The following is a 15,652-nucleotide window of genomic DNA, read 5'->3' on the forward strand; positions in this document are numbered from 1 at the left end:
AAAGCCCGCGCGCACCGTCCGGCGCCGCTCGCAGCCCTTTGACTGCGCCGGCATCCGGCTCGGGAACCGGCCACCGAGGGCGAACCGCCTACAGGAGATGGACAGGCATGCCGTACTACCGCGTGGCGGGGAGCGTCCCGCCCAAGCGCCACACTCAGCACCGCGCCCCCGACGGGCCGCTGTACTTCGAGGAGTTGATGGGCGAGGAAGGCTTCTCCTCCGACTCCTCGCTGCTCTACCACGTGAACATCCCGTCCTCGATCGCGGCGTACCGGGTCTGGGAGCTGCCGGACCAGTCGCTCGTCCCGAATCACCCGCTGACGCCGCGCCACCTCCGCGCGCACGACCTCTTCGGCGAGGGCGCTTCGGGGGCCGACGCGGTGACCGGCCGGAGGCTGCTGCTGGGCAACGCCGACGTCCGGCTCTCCTACGTCGTCGCCGAGGTCGCCAGCCCGTACTACCGCAACGCGATCGGTGACGAGTGCCTCTACGTGGAGGCCGGCACGGCCCGGATCGAGACGGTCTTCGGAGACCTGCCGGCGGGCGAGGGCGACTACGTCGTCATCCCCCGCGCCACGACCTACCGGATCGTCCCGGACGGGCCGGTACGGGTGTACGCCATCGAGGCCAACTCCCACATCACCCCCGCCAAGCGCTACCTCTCCCGCTTCGGGCAGCTCCTGGAGCACGCCCCGTTCTGCGAGCGGGACCTCCGGGGCCCGGAGAACCTCAGGGTCGTGGCGGAGCAGGACGTCGAGGTGTACATCAAGCACCGGGGCGACGGCCCGGGGGGCATCGCGGGCACCGTGCACACGCTGCCGCACCACCCCTTCGACGTGGTCGGCTGGGACGGCTGCCTCTACCCCTACGTCTTCAACATCCGCGACTTCGAACCCCTCACGGGACGGGTCCACCAGCCGCCGCCGGCCCACCAGGTGTTCGAGGGGCACAACTTCGTCATCTGCAACTTCGTGCCGCGCAAGGTCGACTACCACCCCCTCGCCATCCCGGTGCCGTACTACCACTCGAACGTGGACTCGGACGAGGTGATGTTCTACTGCGGCGGTGACTACGAGGCCCGCAAGGGTTCCGGGATCGGGCAGGGCTCGGTCAGCCTGCACCCCGGCGGCCACCCGCACGGTCCGCAGCCCGGCGCCTACGAGCGTGCCATCGGGGCGGAGTTCTTCGACGAACTGGCGGTCATGGTGGACACCTTCCGGCCGCTGGAGCTCGGTGAGGCGGCACGCGCCTGCGACGACGGCGTCTACGCGTACTCCTGGGCCAAGGCCGGCCAGGAGGCCGGGAAGTGACGGCCGCCTCTCCTCCCGGCGCCGGACCGGTCCCGGCGGAGCTGTTCGCCGCGTTCTGTGACGACGCCGCGGTGTTCCCGCCCGGCGAGGTACCGCTGTCCGAGGCCGTGCCCGCCCACCTCCGGCACGTCTGCGCCGCCCACGCGCCGCTCGTGGGGCCTCTCGTCGTGCCACAGGCCCGGCTGGCCGAGCTGGCGGAGCTGACGGCCGGCTACGAGGCGCGGTCCCTCGGACTCGCGGTCACCGTCCCCTCGCCCGAGGGGGCGGCGCGGGCACTGACCTCGGTCAGCGCGCTGCCGGCGGCCCGGCTGCGCTTCCTGGAGGTCGCCGTCCCCGAGGACGTGCCCGCCGCGGAGATCGTGCCCCGGCTGTCCGCCGCGCTGACGGACGCGGCCGACCGCGACCGGACGGCCGTGTACGTGGAGGTGCCCCGCGACCAGCGCCGAGCCGAGTTGATCACCTCGCTGGCGGACTCCCCCTACCTGGCGAAGTTCCGCACCGGCGGCACGCGGGCCGAGCTGTATCCGGACGAGAGGGAACTCGCACGCGCCGTGCTCCTCGCGGTACGCGCCAAGGTCCCGTTCAAGGCCACGGCGGGGCTGCATCACGCGGTGCGCAACACCGATCCGCGGACCCGTTTCGAACAGCACGGACACCTCAACCTGCTGGCGGCCACCGGCGCCGCGCTCGACGGCGCCGACGAGAGCGAGATCGTCGCGGTCCTGGCCGCACGCGACGCCGCCACGGTCGCCGGGCTCGTCGGCGCCCTGTCCCCCGCAGTCCGGAAGACCTTCCGCTCTTTCGGCACCTGTTCCCTCGCGGAGCCGGTCGGTGAGCTCGCGGCTCTCGGCCTGCTCGGCCCGGACCTGACCAAGGACCTCCTGTGACCGCATACCCCACCGTCCGCCTCGACGTGCCCCTCGACGACCTGTTCGGCATCCACAACCTGCCGTACGGGGTGTACTCGCTGCCCGGCCGCACCCCCCGCGTCGGCACCCGCTACGGCGAGCACGTCGTCGACCTCGCGATGCTCCTGGGCGACGAGGTGTTCGCGGGCCCTTCGCTCAATCCGTTCATGGCCCAGGGTCACGAGCGCTGGGTCCAGGTGCGGTCCGCCATCACGGCCGCGCTGCGGGGGGACGTACCCCGCAAGGCGGTGCACCTCGCCGCCGACGTGACCCTCCACCTGCCGTTCGACGTGGCCGACTACGTCGACTTCTACGCCTCCGAGCACCACGCCGCCAACCTCGGCCGGCTGTTCCGCCCGGACAACCCCGAGCCGCTCATGCCGAACTGGAAGCACCTCCCGGTCGGCTACCACGGCCGGTCCGCCTCCGTCGTGGTCTCCGGGACCGACATCATCCGCCCCGCCGGACAGCGCAAGGGCCCGAGCGACCCGGCGCCCGTCTTCGGACCGTCGACGCGCCTGGACATCGAGGCCGAACTCGGCTTCGTGGTGGGCACCGGCAACCCGCTCGGCGAGCCCGTCGCGGCAGGCCGGGCCGAGCAGCACCTCTTCGGCGTCGTCCTCTTCAACGACTGGTCCGCCCGGGACATCCAGGCATGGGAGTACGTACCGCTCGGGCCCAACCTGGGCAAGTCGTTCGCCTCGACCGTCTCCCCCTGGGTCGTGCCGCTGCTCGCCCTGGCGGAGGCCAAGGTGCCTGCCCCGGTCCAGGAACCCGAGGTCCTCCCCTACCTCGCGCTCGACGAGCCCTGGGGCCTGGACATCGACCTGGAGGTCGAGTGGAACGGGCAGGTGGTCTCCCGGCCGCCGTACTCCGCCATGTACTGGTCGCCCGCGCAGATGCTGGCCCACCTCACGGTCAACGGAGCACCCACCCGCACCGGCGACCTGTTCGCCTCGGGCACCGTTTCGGGGCCGGGCAAGGAGCAGCGCGGCGCCTTCATCGAGCTGACCTGGGGCGGAGCGGAACCGGTGACGGTCGCCGGGCAGCAGCGGACGTTCCTGGAGGACGGGGACGAGGTGGTGCTGCGCGCCACCGCGCCCGGTGTGGGCGGCACCCGTATCGGCTTCGGTGAGGCGCGCGGACGCGTCGTCGCGGCGCGACACGGCCGGGGGATCTGATGGACAAGGTGGTCGCCTCCGCCGCCGAGGCGGTCGAGGACATCGGCTCCGGAGCCACGCTGGCGGTGGGCGGCTTCGGCCTGTGCGGCATCCCCGCCGTGCTGATCGACGCCGTCCTCCAGGCGGGCGCCGACCGGCTCCAGGTGGTCTCCAACAACGCCGGTGTCGACGACTGGGGGCTGGGGCTGCTGCTCGGCGCGGGCCGCATCCGCCGCATCGTCGCCTCCTACGTGGGAGAGAACAAGGAGTTCGCCCGCCAGTACCTCGCCGGTGAGCTGGAGGTCGAGCTGACGCCCCAGGGCACGCTGGCCGAACGGCTGCGGGCCGCAGGCTCCGGCATTCCCGCGTTCTTCACCGCCACCGGTGTCGGCACCCAGGTGGCCGAGGGCGGCCTGCCCTGGAAGTACGACGGCGCGGGCGGCGTCGAGATCGCCTCACCGGCCAAGCAGACCCAGGAGTTCGACGGCCGCGCCTACGTGCTGGAGCACGCCGTCGTGGCGGACTTCGCCCTGGTACGGGCCGCCCGCGGCGACCGGCACGGCAACCTCGTCTTCGACAAGGCCGCCCGCAACTTCAACCCGCTGGCCGCCATGGCCGGTCGGATCTGCGTCGCGGAGGTCGAGGAACTCGTCGAGCCCGGCGAACTCGACCCCGACCACGTGCACCTCCCCGGCGTGTACGTGCACCGCGTCGTCGCGCTGACGCCCGCACAGGCCGCCGACAAGCGGATCGAGAAGAGGATGGTGCGATGAGCTGGACCCGCGAACAGATGGCGGCCCGCGCGGCGGCGGAGCTGTCCGACGGGGACTACGTCAACCTCGGCATCGGCCTGCCGACGCTGGTGCCCAACCACATCCCGGCCGACGTCGAGCTGGTGCTCCAGTCCGAGAACGGCATCCTCGGCACCGGCCCCTACCCGGCCGCCGACCAGGTCGATCCCGACCTGATCAACGCGGGCAAGGAGACCGTCACCGTGCGCGCCGGTGCCTCGTTCTTCGACTCCGCGACCAGCTTCGGCATGATCCGGGGCGGCAAGATCGACGCCGCGATCCTGGGCGCCATGCAGGTGTCGGCACGGGGCGACATCGCGAACTGGATGATCCCCGGAAAGATGGTCAAGGGGATGGGCGGTGCGATGGACCTGGTGCACGGCGCCAGGAGAGTCGTCGTCCTGATGGAGCACGTGGCCCGGGACGGAAGCTTCAAGATCGTCGAGGAGTGTTCCCTGCCCCTCACCGGCAAGGGCGTCGTCGAGCGGATCATCACCGACCTGTGTGTCCTGGACGTCACCGCCGGGGGCCTGCGCCTGGTCGAACTCGCACCCGACGTCTCCGTCGAGGACGTCAGAGCCAGGACGCAGCCCGAGATCGACTGGGGATAGCCGGCCCTTCGGCCGACGAGGCCGCCAAGGACGCTGACGCACCGGCCTCTGCTGCGGGACCGTCGGGCTGGCGGCCCCGCAGCCGGAGTCCGCGGGGCCGCGGGCACTCGGTGGTGGAACGGCGCCGCCTGCTGCTGCCACCGGCGGGACTATTGTTCCGAAACGGTTTGGGTTCCGGGTCGTTGGTGGAGTGTGAGCGATCTGGTGGGGGACGCGCGGCATCTGTCGCCGTCGGCGCAGGAGGCCCTTCGGCTGCGGGCGGTGGCCGCGTTGGTGGCGGGGCGGGACCGTGAGGATGTGGCGGAGCTCTTCGGGGTGTCACTGAAGGCGGTGGACGGCTGGTGGGCGAAGTGGCTGGCCGGTGGCCGTGAGGCGCTGGTCATGCGGCCGAGGGGCAAGCCGGTCGGGGTGCATCAGGTGCTTGGTGAGGCCGAGCAGGGCGCTGTCCGGCAGGCGGTCCTCGATCACCGGCCCTGTGACGTGGGCCTGAGCGGTCAGCTGTGGACGCGGCGGCTGATCGGTGACCTGATCGCGAAGCTGTACCGGGTGCGGCTGACCGAACCGGGGGTGGGCAAGTACTTGAAGCGGTGGGGGCTTTCCTTCCAGCGCCCGGACAAACGGGCCGTCGAACAGAACCCCGAGGCCGTGCGCCGCTGGCACCAGGAGACCTGGCCGAAGATCCACGCGAAGGCGAAGGCGGAGGGCGGTGAGATCCTCTTCGCCGACCAGGTCGGCATCCGATCCGACCAGGTCACCGGCCGCACCTGGGGCGAGAAAGGGAAGACGCCCGTCGTGCGGCGGAGCGGGAACCGGTTCTCCGTGAATGCGATGTCGGCGATCAGCACCAAGGGCCGGATGCACTTCATGGTCTTCACCGAGTCCTTCACCGCCAAGGTGATGTGCCGCTTCCTGGACCGGCTGGCCGGCCACTTCGACCACAAGGTCCATCTCGTGGTCGACGGGCACTCCGCGCACCGCTCGAAGATGGTCCGGGACTGGCTCGCCGCCCACCCCGAGGCTGTCGAGCTGCACTTCCTGCCCCCGTACTCGCCCGAGCTGAACCCCGACGAGCTGGTCAACGCCGACCTCAAACACAGCCTGCCCAAGCAGCACCGAGCCCGCGACCAGGCCGAACTCGCCGCGGAGACCCGCCGCTTCTTCCGCCGACGCCAGCGCCAGCCGCACATCGTCCGCGGCTACTTCGGCGGCCCGCACGTCCGCTACGTCCTGGACGAGAACCCAATGAGTTTCTGATCAATAATCCTAAATTCACTATCGCTTATTTGTGGTCATTTATTTTCCAGCCATAAGCAGCGTCCGCCGCCTGGTCGACGTGAAAAGAATGGACCACCGAACCCGTCCCGGGGCGTTGACTATGCAGATCTACATCGTTTCCCTTGACCCAATAAGCGAAGGATGCCTCGGCGGGCGGAACCGAATCGACATGGATGCGCTGGTTCGAGTTGCACCCTCGGTCAACGATGAACCAGCAGATATTGATGAACTCGCAAGGATCTGCAACGCGCTCAATATCCCTGTCTATCTTTGCTAGAATCTCGGGCTTTGCCCCGTCCCATGGAATCAAGTCCTGCCCGGATACCTTACTCAGGTATCCAACAGTCACGCCGCTGTCGATCATGCCCGAAACGAGATCAATGGAATTCCGGCGCAAATCTCCGAAGGGGCTCCCGAGACCTGCAACCTCCTCGGCGCAATCCCACACCGAATCGAACGCGATAAAAGTGGATCGCGCATATTCGACGAGATATTCAAGGGATTCCTGGAAGTCCACCCCTCCTCCTGTGATTAATTTACACCTTGGTCGAAATCGAAGGTTTCAGCCATGAATCCGGTCTCGACGGACGCGAAAGAGGTGCTCGCGCGATTTCTCAGCTCACACCCCCCATGCGGAAATGGCTGCGCGATCAAGGCCACAAGGGACTTTCCTCAAAAGCAAGCCAGCCCATTTGCAACATCGCCTTCCATTCGCTCTTCGAAGTAACTTGCTTTCGAATTTCGGCTACTACTTGAGCCCGGGAGTGCGTACTCAGTGAAATATTCTCACCATCCTGCTCCCCTTTTAGTCCACCGACCAGCACACCCTTCTCGAGCATGTCAGATACGAATTGAAGCATCGTTTCCTGAATCGCTTCGACAGGAGAGTTGCAGCCAATAACTTCCTCGGCGCACCACCATAGCTGCTCAAACGTGACCACTTCCGCGCCTGCGACATAAAGCAGGTATTCAAGGCGATCCTCATAGGTGAAGAGCCCGCTGGAATCCTCCACAATCAACCTTTCGTCTGGACGTAGTTCGTCCTGCGTGTGAACCGGCTGTCGTCCGTAGCCTGCAGCAGCCGGACTGCTTTGCGGAGCACCGCAGAGGAACTGATCCTGCTGCGAACGCCTGACCGGGCGTCGACTTCGGCAAGACCGGTCCGATGATCTTCAGGACCATCACCCAGTCAGTGCAGCAGCTGGCCGTGCCCGGCCTGTGTCATGGTCCACTACCTCCAGGGCGCCACCCTGAACTGGCCAACCGCTGTTGACTTATTCAGTTCGCCCGGTCAAGTACTGAACCTGCGCACCTGCTTGGCGTCTCGCCGCCCCGCCTCTAGTTTTCAACATCGGATGAGGATCGTCCGGCTAACCCCAGCAGGGTGCTGTCCAGCTAGCTTGGCTTGTGGTACCTGTCAATCCCGGTCTCTTTGACCAGCAACTTTGTGAACTGCACCGTGAGGCCACCGGTTTTACTGAAGTTCCGTATTATGACTTCCCCCTCAGGGGTCTCCCAAATTTCGAGCTGCCCCTTTGGAGTCGTAGAGGATTGGTCTGGCCTACCCAGTTCGCTGCGCAGGAGATCGGCAATCTCCGCAATTTTCCCCTCCTCTGCGATCCAAACACGCTTCTGTTTTCCGGGTTCTCCGTAAGGCTTCCCTGACTCGTCCAGGGCTATCTTCTTCAGCTTGCCGATTCGCGTCAGTCGCGAGACCTTGGCTGCGTCATTGACCTTGTCGAGCGACTTGTCGCCTGTGTTGATCGCGTCGATGACGTTGTCCGCGGCCTTGAGTCCCCTGATGGGCGGCAGGGCAGCAGCGAGGACAACGAGGCACTCAGGGTTGAGGGGGTCCTTCGCGCAGGCGATGGCCTCGTTGACACCAAGTACTTCCGTGACAAAGGCCGCTGCTCGCGGGTCCACCGGCGGGAGAACGAGCGGTTCGCCGGCCATCGCGCAGGGCGGGAGACTGTCCCGGGTCATGTGCAGGTAGCAGGTCGGTCGCTTCTCGGCGGTCTGTTGACGCTCCTCACGGAGTTGCCGGCGCTCCTCGGCTGCCTGGCGGCGGGCCTCGGCCAGTTCCGCGCGGCGTTTGTCGGCCACGCTCTGCCAGGCGGCGCCGGCCAGTGTTTCGGCTTCTTGGGCGGATTTTCCGGCGGCTACGGCGTCTGTCCGGGCTTCGTCGGAGGCTTGACGGGCCAGGTAGGCGGAGCTGTCGGCCCAGGCTGCGTCGAAGGCGGCGTTGGCCGCGCTCTCTTCCGCTCGCTGGGCGCTGCCTGCCGCGTCGTTGGCGGCTTTGCGGGCGGTTGTGGCCGATTCGGCGGCCCTCTGGGCGCTGGTGGCGGCTTCGTTGGCCGACTGCCGGGCGTCCTTGGCATGTCCCTCTGCAGTCTTCGCACTGGCGGAGGCGTTGGCTGCGTATTCGGCCGCCTTGCTCGCCGCGCCCTTGGCGACGGCTGCGGCTGCTGCCGCTGTCCAACTGTCGGCGCGTGCCTTGGCGGCGACCAGTTCGCCTTCGGCGATCATCCGCTGGACCTGGTGGACGTGGGTCGCGGTGAGGTCGTCCTTGCGCTCGGCCATGTGCTGGCCGGCCTGAAGGTAGGTCGTGAGCTTGTCGGCCGGTCCGAGAAGGGCGATCCTGGCCGCTGCCTCCTGCTCAGGTCCGCCGGTCCCGGCAAGGGTACTGGCGGTGACTCGCTCGTCCCCGTTGCGGGCGATGTACTGTCCTGCCGTGAGGAACGCGTGCAGCGCTGCGGACCTTCCGTCGGCGAGCACCTTCTCCGCCTGCTCCTGGACGGCCGGGCCCCCCTCGTTGTGGAGCTTGGAAACCTCCACGCGGTAGTCGGCCACGGCTATCTCGTGCCGGCCCGTGCGGAGGAAGTCCTCCAGTTCGGTCGCGGTACCGTCTGCCGCCAGGCGGGCAGCTTCGGTGCGGACAACCTCGTACGGGCTGCTCACCGACAGGTTGGTCACCTGTTGACGGTTCTCGTCGTCCTGAGCCTTGCGCCAGCCGTGTTCGACGTAGTCGACGACCTCCTCGTCGGTCCCGCCGAGCGCGAGCATGGCGGCTTCCCGGTGCCATGACCCGAAGTGGTGGGCGGACCGCATGGCGAGCTTGCGGCCCTCGGTAACGATCACTTCGGTCGCGGTGTCACCTGCTTCGGCCTTCGCGGCCAGGTCTTCCGCGTCCTCGGCGATGGCACGGATGTCGACGACCTGCGAGGCGATCTCGGAGGTGTAGGAGTCCGCCGTCGACTTCTGCGTCTTGGCAAGCTCCTGCCCGGCCTCGGTACGGGTGGCGAGCTCAGCTTCCTCGGTCTCCCGCGCCAGGCTGTACACAGAGCGCGCCGTTGCGACCGCCTTCTCCGCGGCGGTCGCGGCCTGGTCAGCGACGGTGGCGTAGCGGCCGGCGTCCTCCGCATGCCCGGCGGATTCACCAGCGTGGGCTGCGGCTTCCTTGGCGGCAGCGGCGGCATTGTCCGCGTGCGTGGCGGCGTCGTCAGCGGCGGTCTGGGCCTGTCCGGCGGCGGTGGCGGCGCGCCGGGCAAGTGCCTCCGCAGCGTCGGCAGCACGGTCGGCCGCCGCAGCGTGACGGCGTGTCTCTGCCGCCGCTCGCTTCGCCTCGGCCGAAGACGCACCCGCTGCCGCGGCATGGGCGGCAGCCGCATCCGCTGCGTCAGCTGCCGCGTTGGCGTTACCTGTCGCTGAGCGTGCGGCGACGATCGCTTCTGCCGCGGCGAGGCTGGCCGTGGCGGCCTTCTTGGCGGCGTCCTTGGCCTTCCGCGCCACGCCGGCGGCTTTCTCGGCCTCGGCTGCGCGATCGAGGGCGTCCTGGGCCAGGTTCTTGTCGCCACGGGCTGCGGTCGCCGCGTTGGACGCGCGGGTCGCAGCATTCGCGGCGTTGACCGCAGCCTGCGCAGTCTGCGCTGCGGCCGTGGCCGCAATCCGGGCTGTACGCTGCGCGGCCAGCGCAGAGCCGATCGCGGTCTGCGCCGCTTCCCCCGCCGCCCGGGCGGCATCCGCCGCCTGCTTGGCCTTGGTCGCCGCCAGCTTGGCATCGTCACGCGCGGCCTTGGCCTCGGCCTCGGCCTTGTTGGCGGCCTCCTTGGCCAGAGCCGCAGCGGCAACCGCCTTCTCCGAGGACTCCTTCGCCTGCTCTGTGGCTCGCTCCGCCCGCTTGCCGGCCTGCTCCGCCTGCTCCGTCAGCTGTGCAATGGTGGAGTGCTCCTGGTCCCGGTCACGGGCGATGAACTGCCCGACCTCCAGGAACTCCGCGATGTCGTCCGGCGTGCCCGCGAGCGCCAACTTGGCGGCGGCCTTCATGTTCGGGCCACCGCTGGAAAGCAGCTTCGAGACCAGGACGCGGTCATCAGCCAGCTGGGCGGTGTACTGCCCCTCGTCCAGGAACGCGCGGACATCCTCCATGCTGCCCTTGAGCGCGGCCTGCCCCGCCTCCTTGACCCCGACCCCGCCGGTGTTGACGATCGTCGACACCTCCACGCGGAGGTCCTGCTCGTGGGGGGCCTTCCAGCCTCCGGTCAGGAACGCCTCGACATCGGCATGCGTACCCCGCAGTGCCGCCTTGCCGGCCTCGCGGACTCCGTGCCCGCCGGAGTTGATGACGCGGGAGACGTCCACGCGGTCGTCGACCGCCTGAAGCGATGACACCTCCGCGAAGAAGGCGGCGATATCCGCCTCCGACCCCAACAGCGCCTTCTCGGCCGCTTCACGGACACCCGTGCCGCCAGACGCCCAGTACGAAGCCGTGATGCTCCTCTGCTCAGCGGCAGTGAAATCGGAGTCCTCCGCCACTGCCGGAGCTGCCGACAGCAGTCCCGTCACCAGGAACGACGGGAGAGCAAGCGAGATCACCCGCCTGGCCGCACGTCTTCGCCGTCCCCCTCCAGACAGCGGCGACCCAGATCTGGACAACACACACCCCTCTCGTCACGAAACCTGCCAGAGGGCTTGACGAGGCCTTCTGGGCAGAAGGCGATCTTCTGAGGACGCAAGGGAGTTGTATAGATCTTTAAGATCTTCATGATCGGAAGGTGATCTTCCAGATGCGATATCGGAACCAGCGTCAGCACAACCTTTTCCGACCACACCCGCCACCACCCGGCCACCTCCCTCAGAAGAGTCCGGGACTCCTCGCCGAGCCGACCTCAACTCCGAAGTGAGTCAACGACCGCAGCCGGCGGAGCGGCCCTGGAACCACGCCACGAGAACGAGTATGGAACCACACGGGACCCGACAGGGCGTGACATCACTGGTGGTGGGGTCGTTAGTACTGCCTGGGCCGCGCGCAGGGTCAGTGGCACTGCGGGTACTCCTGCCACCTTGCACAGCGCTTCGGAGAAGTCGGGAATCAGAAACCCGAGGCCGTCACCCGCCTCACTCATCAGTCGGCCTATCGCCGCGCGGACATCGACGGCGGTCGGTGAACGGTAGGCCGGAGCTGACGGCCACAGCTCGAGCGGGACGGCCACCGATTGCCACAGTGGCACCGCCGAGGGGGCTCCGCCAGTGGCGTCGTACAGGTAGGGCTCACCGCGGTGTTCGGCAATGAGCAGTTCGATCGTCGGACTGCGCACCTCGGAGTCAGTCAGGAGGTGGATGCGGCGCAGGGTGGCCGAGAGCAGGGGAACGATCGGTGACAGATAGTCGATGCGGTTGTCGTGGGCCGGCGCGCTGCCCGGCTGGCCGGCGGAGTGTTCTGTCCGCTTCATGGCCGCGCGCCAGTCGGACTCTGACGTGGCGACAAGCACTACGCGGGCGCCGGCGAAGGTCAATGTGATGCCGTGCTCCTCGGCAGTCCAGCGCAATGCCGCTCCCGCAGGGACGGTGCGCAGGGCTGTTGCTGCCCAACGGGGGAGTTGCCGCGGCGCCACGCGGATCAGGATCTCGTGAGGCCGTGGGGTCACCAGGATGATCCCGAACGGGCCGCCGGTCAGCGCCGGTCGGTGCAGACCGTACTCGGAGAGCAGGGCATCGAGCAGGAGTGCCTCGCGCCCATGGCCTGGCTCTCGACCGCAGTGGGAATCAAGGTGTCGTCCTGGCACTCTTCGGTGGCCAGCCGGAAGGGCTCACCCGTGGCCCAGCGGCGTACCTCCCCGGGGAAGGTGTACTCGGGCCCCTCGTCGTCGTGGAAGACATCCCGAGCAATGCGTCGAGGTCGAGGGTCGGTGATCATCGTTGCTCTCCTACGTCGGTAGCGGTCTCACCTGCTACAGGTGTGGGATCGCCGGTGCGTGTGACAGCCGTCGCGAACTTTCTTGTAAGCGGATCGGACGACGGTTTAGCGGCCGTGAGTAAGCGTGAACTTCCGATCTGGTGGACCGCGGTGTGTAGCGGTGGATACTGCCGGGATGGTGAAGGATCTGAAGGGTGTGCTGGCCGCGCGGGACGCCCAGGAGCCGGGCTCTCTGCTCGGATTGCGCGAGGGCCGTGGGTCGACGCGAAGAGCGGCCCGTACCAGCTGGCGGACCCCAAGGCGGTCGAGGAGCTCACCAAGGACGTCGCGGCGTTCGCCAACGGGGGCGGCGGAGTCATCGTCATCGGCATCGCCACCCGCCCCGACCACGACGAGGAGGTCTTGGCGCACATCGTCGGAGTCGATCCGGCCGCCGTTAACGTGGACCAGATCCGCAAGCTGATCCGTCAACGGATCACACCGGCTCCTCGCGGCGTGCGGATCGGATGGTCCGGGGCGGACGGCGAGCGGGTGCTGTTCATCGACGTCCCCGCCCGGGCAGTCGACACGCTCTTCGTCGTGCCGGCGCCGGTGGGCAAACCCGGTTCGCCGCGCACGGACACGGTCGCCGTGCCGATGCGGGACGGCGATAGCACGTACTGGCTGCCACGGAGCGAGATCCAGCAGCTGCGCTCCGCCCGGTGTCCGGGCCTCAGGGATGCCCACCGCCCAGGCCCTCATCGAGCTCGTACGGCATGCCGTCTCGGAAGCCGGGCCGGGTGACGGGCTGCGGGTCGGGCAGAGCCTGCCCGACCGCGAGCGGGAGATGCGTACGGCCTACGAGCAACTGACCGAAGCGGGGCTGGGCCAGCCGGCCGGAGAGGCGTGGGCGCAGGGCTCGGCCGCTCTGCAGGATCTGCACCACGAACGGGACGGCGAGCCTGGCTGGGTGCTGTGCCTGGTGGCCGGATGCCCTCCGGTCGTCGTCGCCGTGCCCGTCTGGCAGGCGATCGTCGAAGCCGGCCGGCATGCACGGGGCCAGAGCCCGCTCGCCGCCATCGGCTTGCCCCGCCCGCCTGAGGACACGGATCACACCGTGGGTGATCGCGGCCGACTCCCGGAGTGTGGAAGTCGAGGGCGGATCCTGGGGCGCGGGCCGCCTGACGTGTTCGGGGCGCGGCGTGTGGCGGTGGCAGCCGCTCCCCCGCTTCAGCCTCAACCAGGGCCGGTCGGCCGAGATCGGGACCTCCCGCCAGACGCCGGCGCTGCGCCTGCGCGCCATGGTGAACCTGCCCTGGGCCGAGGCGGGCCGGCTGGAGATCAGCAAGCCCCGGCGCACGCTGCTTGAGCAGCAGCTTCCGCACAGCGTCGTGGCCGGGGCGGTGACCATGCTGTCCATGCGCCGAGGCGCGGATCTGCCCGCCGCTCGCTGGGAACGGGGGCCCTTCGGCAACTCGGCCCGTTCTGTCGGCTACTCGTGCACGATCGCGGGATCGCACGGCGGCCCGGCGTTGACGGCATCCGTCATGCTCGCCCTGCCCACCACGATGGAGTCCACTGTGGTCGTCTGCGCGGACGTCCTGATCGAGGACGCGGAGGCCTGGGCAGCAGCTCTTGGCCCCGGCTGGGACACGCGGTTGGGCTTCGGCGAGGTCCAGGCCGTGCTGCTCGCCGCGTGGGAGACTGCTGCCGAGCTGTTGCCCGACGTCGTCGGCGACTGGCCGGGCTGTCGTGGGCCGCCCCGCCCACCACCGAACTGCGGATGACGTGCGAACAGCCCGCGGACAACGCCGCCTTGCCGGTCCTGGACACGCTCGTCGATCTGGCGCCGCTCGGCTCCAACGACGGCGACCCCAGATCGCGGATGGCTGTGACCATCATCGCCGCGCCGGCCATGGGCCGGCGCGGAGCGCCAGATCCTGCTTCGGGAGGCGTTGGTGCGCATGGCCCGCGAGTTCGGGTACGTCGACGCGGAAGTGGACGTGGTGCAGCTCGGCGGCCGGGCAACGACTGTGCTGATCGGCGTGCCAGGTCAGGAGCCGACAGGGGCAGGCGGCTTCACGAGCGAGGTCGGAAGGTAGGCGGACCTGGTCTGCAGGTCCCAGCCGTGCACCTGTACGGCGAGTGCGGCCAAGGCGACCGCGCCCAGGGGGAGCAACGTTCCGGGCGCGGGGCTCTCCCCGACACCGGCACGGTGCTGCGCCAGCCGTTCGTCCAAGGCCCGCTCGAACGCGCTCTGATCGTCGGCGAGCAGGACGCGCAGCAGGCGCTGATCGGGGCTGACCGCGTGGCCGGCGTCCAGGGCGAGGGCCGCGTCCAGTCGCTCGTCCGTCGAAGGCTTCGTCAGCGTCACCTGCGGCCAGTCGCGGGGCAGGTGCCCCCGGGCCGGCGTCAGGTAGCCGCACAGGGCATCCATGTGCGCGAGGTCGGCCGGATCGGAGACGGAGTCCCGGCCGGCGTGGGGCAGGTTGTTGCGCAGGGCGGGCGCGAAGTCGTTGCGTAGGAGCAGACCGATCACCCGTTCCCAGTCCCGCACCAGACCGCTGGCGACGCAGATGTCGAAGGCGTCGACCCATGTGCGGGCGGTGACCGTGTCGGTCGCGTCGTGCGTCTCGTCGTAGTCCAGCTCCTCGCTGGTCAGACGCGTCCCGGTCAAAGGCAAGGGGATCTCCCAGTCGCCGTGGGGAAAGCAGCCCCGGTCCAGCACGCCCAGGCGGCATTCAGCAGCGGTGAGCAGGGTGAGGCGGGTGCGCTCGTCGTCGAGGTCGGGGTCCTGGGTGGTGCGCGCTGCGACGTGGTCGAGCAGCTCGTGCCCGAGTTCCTCGAGCATCACGCGCATCGGGTAGCCGCGTTGGTAGACGTCCTCGAAACGCTCCTGGACACGGTCCGTCTTGTCGCCGAGGGCCTGGTCGAGGCGCTGCTGTTTCACGGGGTGGCGTAACGCGTGGCTGATCTCCATCGGTGAATCCTGTCAGGCGCCACCGACAGCGCCGCTCTCGCGCTTTCCGTCCGGCGACCGCATTGCGGTGACGCGGGATCCGAAGGCATTGTGCGAGCGGGGGTGATCACCCCGTGGCGTTCCAGGGCTGCTCGTCGTCGGACCGGACGATGCGTTCATGTTCTGATCGGGCCGCTTCGAGCAGGCGGCGCCAGGAGGTGACCAGCGGTCGGCGTCGCAGGAGGGAGCGCCGTTCGCGCTCGGTCATGCCACCCCAGATTCCATGGTCGATCCGGTGGTCGAGGGCATAGGCAAGGCACTCGGTGCGCACCGGGCAGCCGGTGCAAAGGGCCTTAGCGGGTGTGGGGAGGGGATGGCGGCTGCGCGGGCCGCGGTGACCGGCGTCGACGCACGGGAGAGGATGTTGGAGATCGGGGTGCCGGTGGTCTCCGCCACCGGGTCCGGC

At 68.9% G+C, this 15,652-nt stretch carries 14 protein-coding genes and 1 pseudogene; 8 read left to right on the top strand and 7 right to left on the bottom strand.

The genetic code is table 11. The features are described from left to right. The first annotated feature begins 107 nt into the window (after positions 1-107). The 6 genes from ACSLIC_RS00240 to ACSLIC_RS00265 all read left to right on the top strand — a co-directional run bounded on the left by ACSLIC_RS00240 (position 108) and on the right by ACSLIC_RS00265 (position 6,034). Entirely contained in the window at positions 108-1,310 is a 1,203-nt protein-coding gene (locus tag ACSLIC_RS00240; protein ID WP_436735632.1) for a homogentisate 1,2-dioxygenase, read from the top strand. Then, positions 1,307-2,197 carry a hypothetical protein gene (locus tag ACSLIC_RS00245; protein WP_436735633.1) on the top strand — a complete coding sequence of 297 codons (891 nt, stop codon included), beginning with the start codon at positions 1,307-1,309 and terminating at the stop codon, positions 2,195-2,197. Before ACSLIC_RS00240 ends, ACSLIC_RS00245 begins: the two co-directional genes overlap by 4 nt. Continuing rightward, entirely contained in the window at positions 2,194-3,399 is a 1,206-nt protein-coding gene (gene fahA, locus ACSLIC_RS00250; protein ID WP_436735634.1) for a fumarylacetoacetase, read from the top strand. Before ACSLIC_RS00245 ends, fahA begins: the two co-directional genes overlap by 4 nt. Continuing rightward, entirely contained in the window at positions 3,399-4,151 is a 753-nt protein-coding gene (locus tag ACSLIC_RS00255) for a CoA transferase subunit A (protein WP_436735635.1), read from the top strand. Before fahA ends, ACSLIC_RS00255 begins: the two co-directional genes overlap by 1 nt. Beyond that, entirely contained in the window at positions 4,148-4,780 is a 633-nt protein-coding gene (locus ACSLIC_RS00260; protein WP_436735636.1) for a CoA transferase subunit B, read from the top strand. The genes ACSLIC_RS00255 and ACSLIC_RS00260 overlap by 4 nt, the downstream gene beginning before the upstream one ends. A 192-nt stretch (positions 4,781-4,972) precedes the next feature. Next, complete coding sequence (locus tag ACSLIC_RS00265; RefSeq protein WP_436735637.1) at positions 4,973-6,034, top strand: IS630 family transposase; 1,062 nt, start codon at positions 4,973-4,975, stop codon at positions 6,032-6,034. A gap of 25 nt (positions 6,035-6,059) precedes the next feature. Here ACSLIC_RS00265 and ACSLIC_RS00270 read toward each other — a convergent pair whose 3' ends face one another. The 5 genes from ACSLIC_RS00270 to ACSLIC_RS00290 all read right to left on the bottom strand — a co-directional run bounded on the left by ACSLIC_RS00270 (position 6,060) and on the right by ACSLIC_RS00290 (position 12,248). Beyond that, positions 6,060-6,572, bottom strand: a complete 513-nt coding sequence (locus tag ACSLIC_RS00270) for a hypothetical protein (protein ID WP_436735638.1) — start codon at positions 6,570-6,572, stop codon at positions 6,060-6,062. 133 nt (positions 6,573-6,705) lie between these two features. Next, a complete protein-coding gene (locus ACSLIC_RS00275) occupies positions 6,706-7,068 on the bottom strand; it encodes a hypothetical protein (RefSeq protein ID WP_436735639.1) in 363 nt (120 codons plus the stop codon). Positions 7,069-7,450: 382 nt separating this feature from the next. After that, positions 7,451-10,897 carry an ALF repeat-containing protein gene (locus ACSLIC_RS00280; protein ID WP_436735640.1) on the bottom strand — a complete coding sequence of 1,149 codons (3,447 nt, stop codon included), beginning with the start codon at positions 10,895-10,897 and terminating at the stop codon, positions 7,451-7,453. 323 nt (positions 10,898-11,220) lie between these two features. Next, on the bottom strand, positions 11,221-11,880 hold the full coding sequence (locus tag ACSLIC_RS00285; RefSeq protein ID WP_436735641.1) for a hypothetical protein: 660 nt from the start codon (positions 11,878-11,880) through the stop codon (positions 11,221-11,223). A gap of 125 nt (positions 11,881-12,005) precedes the next feature. Further along, positions 12,006-12,248: a hypothetical protein gene (locus tag ACSLIC_RS00290; protein ID WP_436735642.1), complete on the bottom strand. Its 243-nt coding sequence runs from the start codon at positions 12,246-12,248 to the stop codon at positions 12,006-12,008. 114 nt (positions 12,249-12,362) lie between these two features. Here ACSLIC_RS00290 and ACSLIC_RS00295 point away from each other — a divergent pair, with 114 nt between their 5' ends. Both ACSLIC_RS00295 and ACSLIC_RS00300 read left to right on the top strand, forming a co-directional pair. Further along, entirely contained in the window at positions 12,363-13,031 is a 669-nt protein-coding gene (locus tag ACSLIC_RS00295) for an RNA-binding domain-containing protein (protein ID WP_436735643.1), read from the top strand. Positions 13,032-13,429: 398 nt separating this feature from the next. Next, a complete protein-coding gene (locus ACSLIC_RS00300; RefSeq protein WP_436735644.1) occupies positions 13,430-14,014 on the top strand; it encodes a hypothetical protein in 585 nt (194 codons plus the stop codon). A 266-nt stretch (positions 14,015-14,280) separates the two neighbouring features. Here the strand turns inward: ACSLIC_RS00300 and ACSLIC_RS00305 are convergent, their stop codons facing one another. Both ACSLIC_RS00305 and ACSLIC_RS00310 read right to left on the bottom strand, forming a co-directional pair. Further along, on the bottom strand, positions 14,281-15,207 hold the full coding sequence (locus tag ACSLIC_RS00305; RefSeq protein WP_436735645.1) for an Imm49 family immunity protein: 927 nt from the start codon (positions 15,205-15,207) through the stop codon (positions 14,281-14,283). A 106-nt stretch (positions 15,208-15,313) separates the two neighbouring features. Continuing rightward, a pseudogene (locus tag ACSLIC_RS00310) lies at positions 15,314-15,544 on the bottom strand (WhiB family transcriptional regulator); the annotation flags it as partial. Positions 15,545-15,652: the final 108 nt, after the last annotated feature.

Origin of the sequence: Streptomyces sp. BBFR102, assembly GCF_051397025.1 — a bacterium.
Taxonomy (GTDB): Bacteria; Actinomycetota; Actinomycetes; order Streptomycetales; family Streptomycetaceae; genus Streptomyces.

What these genes read in the sequence shown, in the direction of transcription:
- ACSLIC_RS00290 (WP_436735642.1), bottom strand. Translation starts at nt 12,248, where the DNA reads ATGATCACCGACCCTCGACCTCGACGCATTGCTCGGGATGTCTTCCAC.
- ACSLIC_RS00240 (WP_436735632.1), top strand. Translation starts at nt 108, where the DNA reads ATGCCGTACTACCGCGTGGCGGGGAGCGTCCCGCCCAAGCGCCACACT.
- ACSLIC_RS00260 (WP_436735636.1), top strand. Translation starts at nt 4,148, where the DNA reads ATGAGCTGGACCCGCGAACAGATGGCGGCCCGCGCGGCGGCGGAGCTG.
- ACSLIC_RS00305 (WP_436735645.1), bottom strand. Translation starts at nt 15,207, where the DNA reads ATGGAGATCAGCCACGCGTTACGCCACCCCGTGAAACAGCAGCGCCTC.
- ACSLIC_RS00255 (WP_436735635.1), top strand. Translation starts at nt 3,399, where the DNA reads ATGGACAAGGTGGTCGCCTCCGCCGCCGAGGCGGTCGAGGACATCGGC.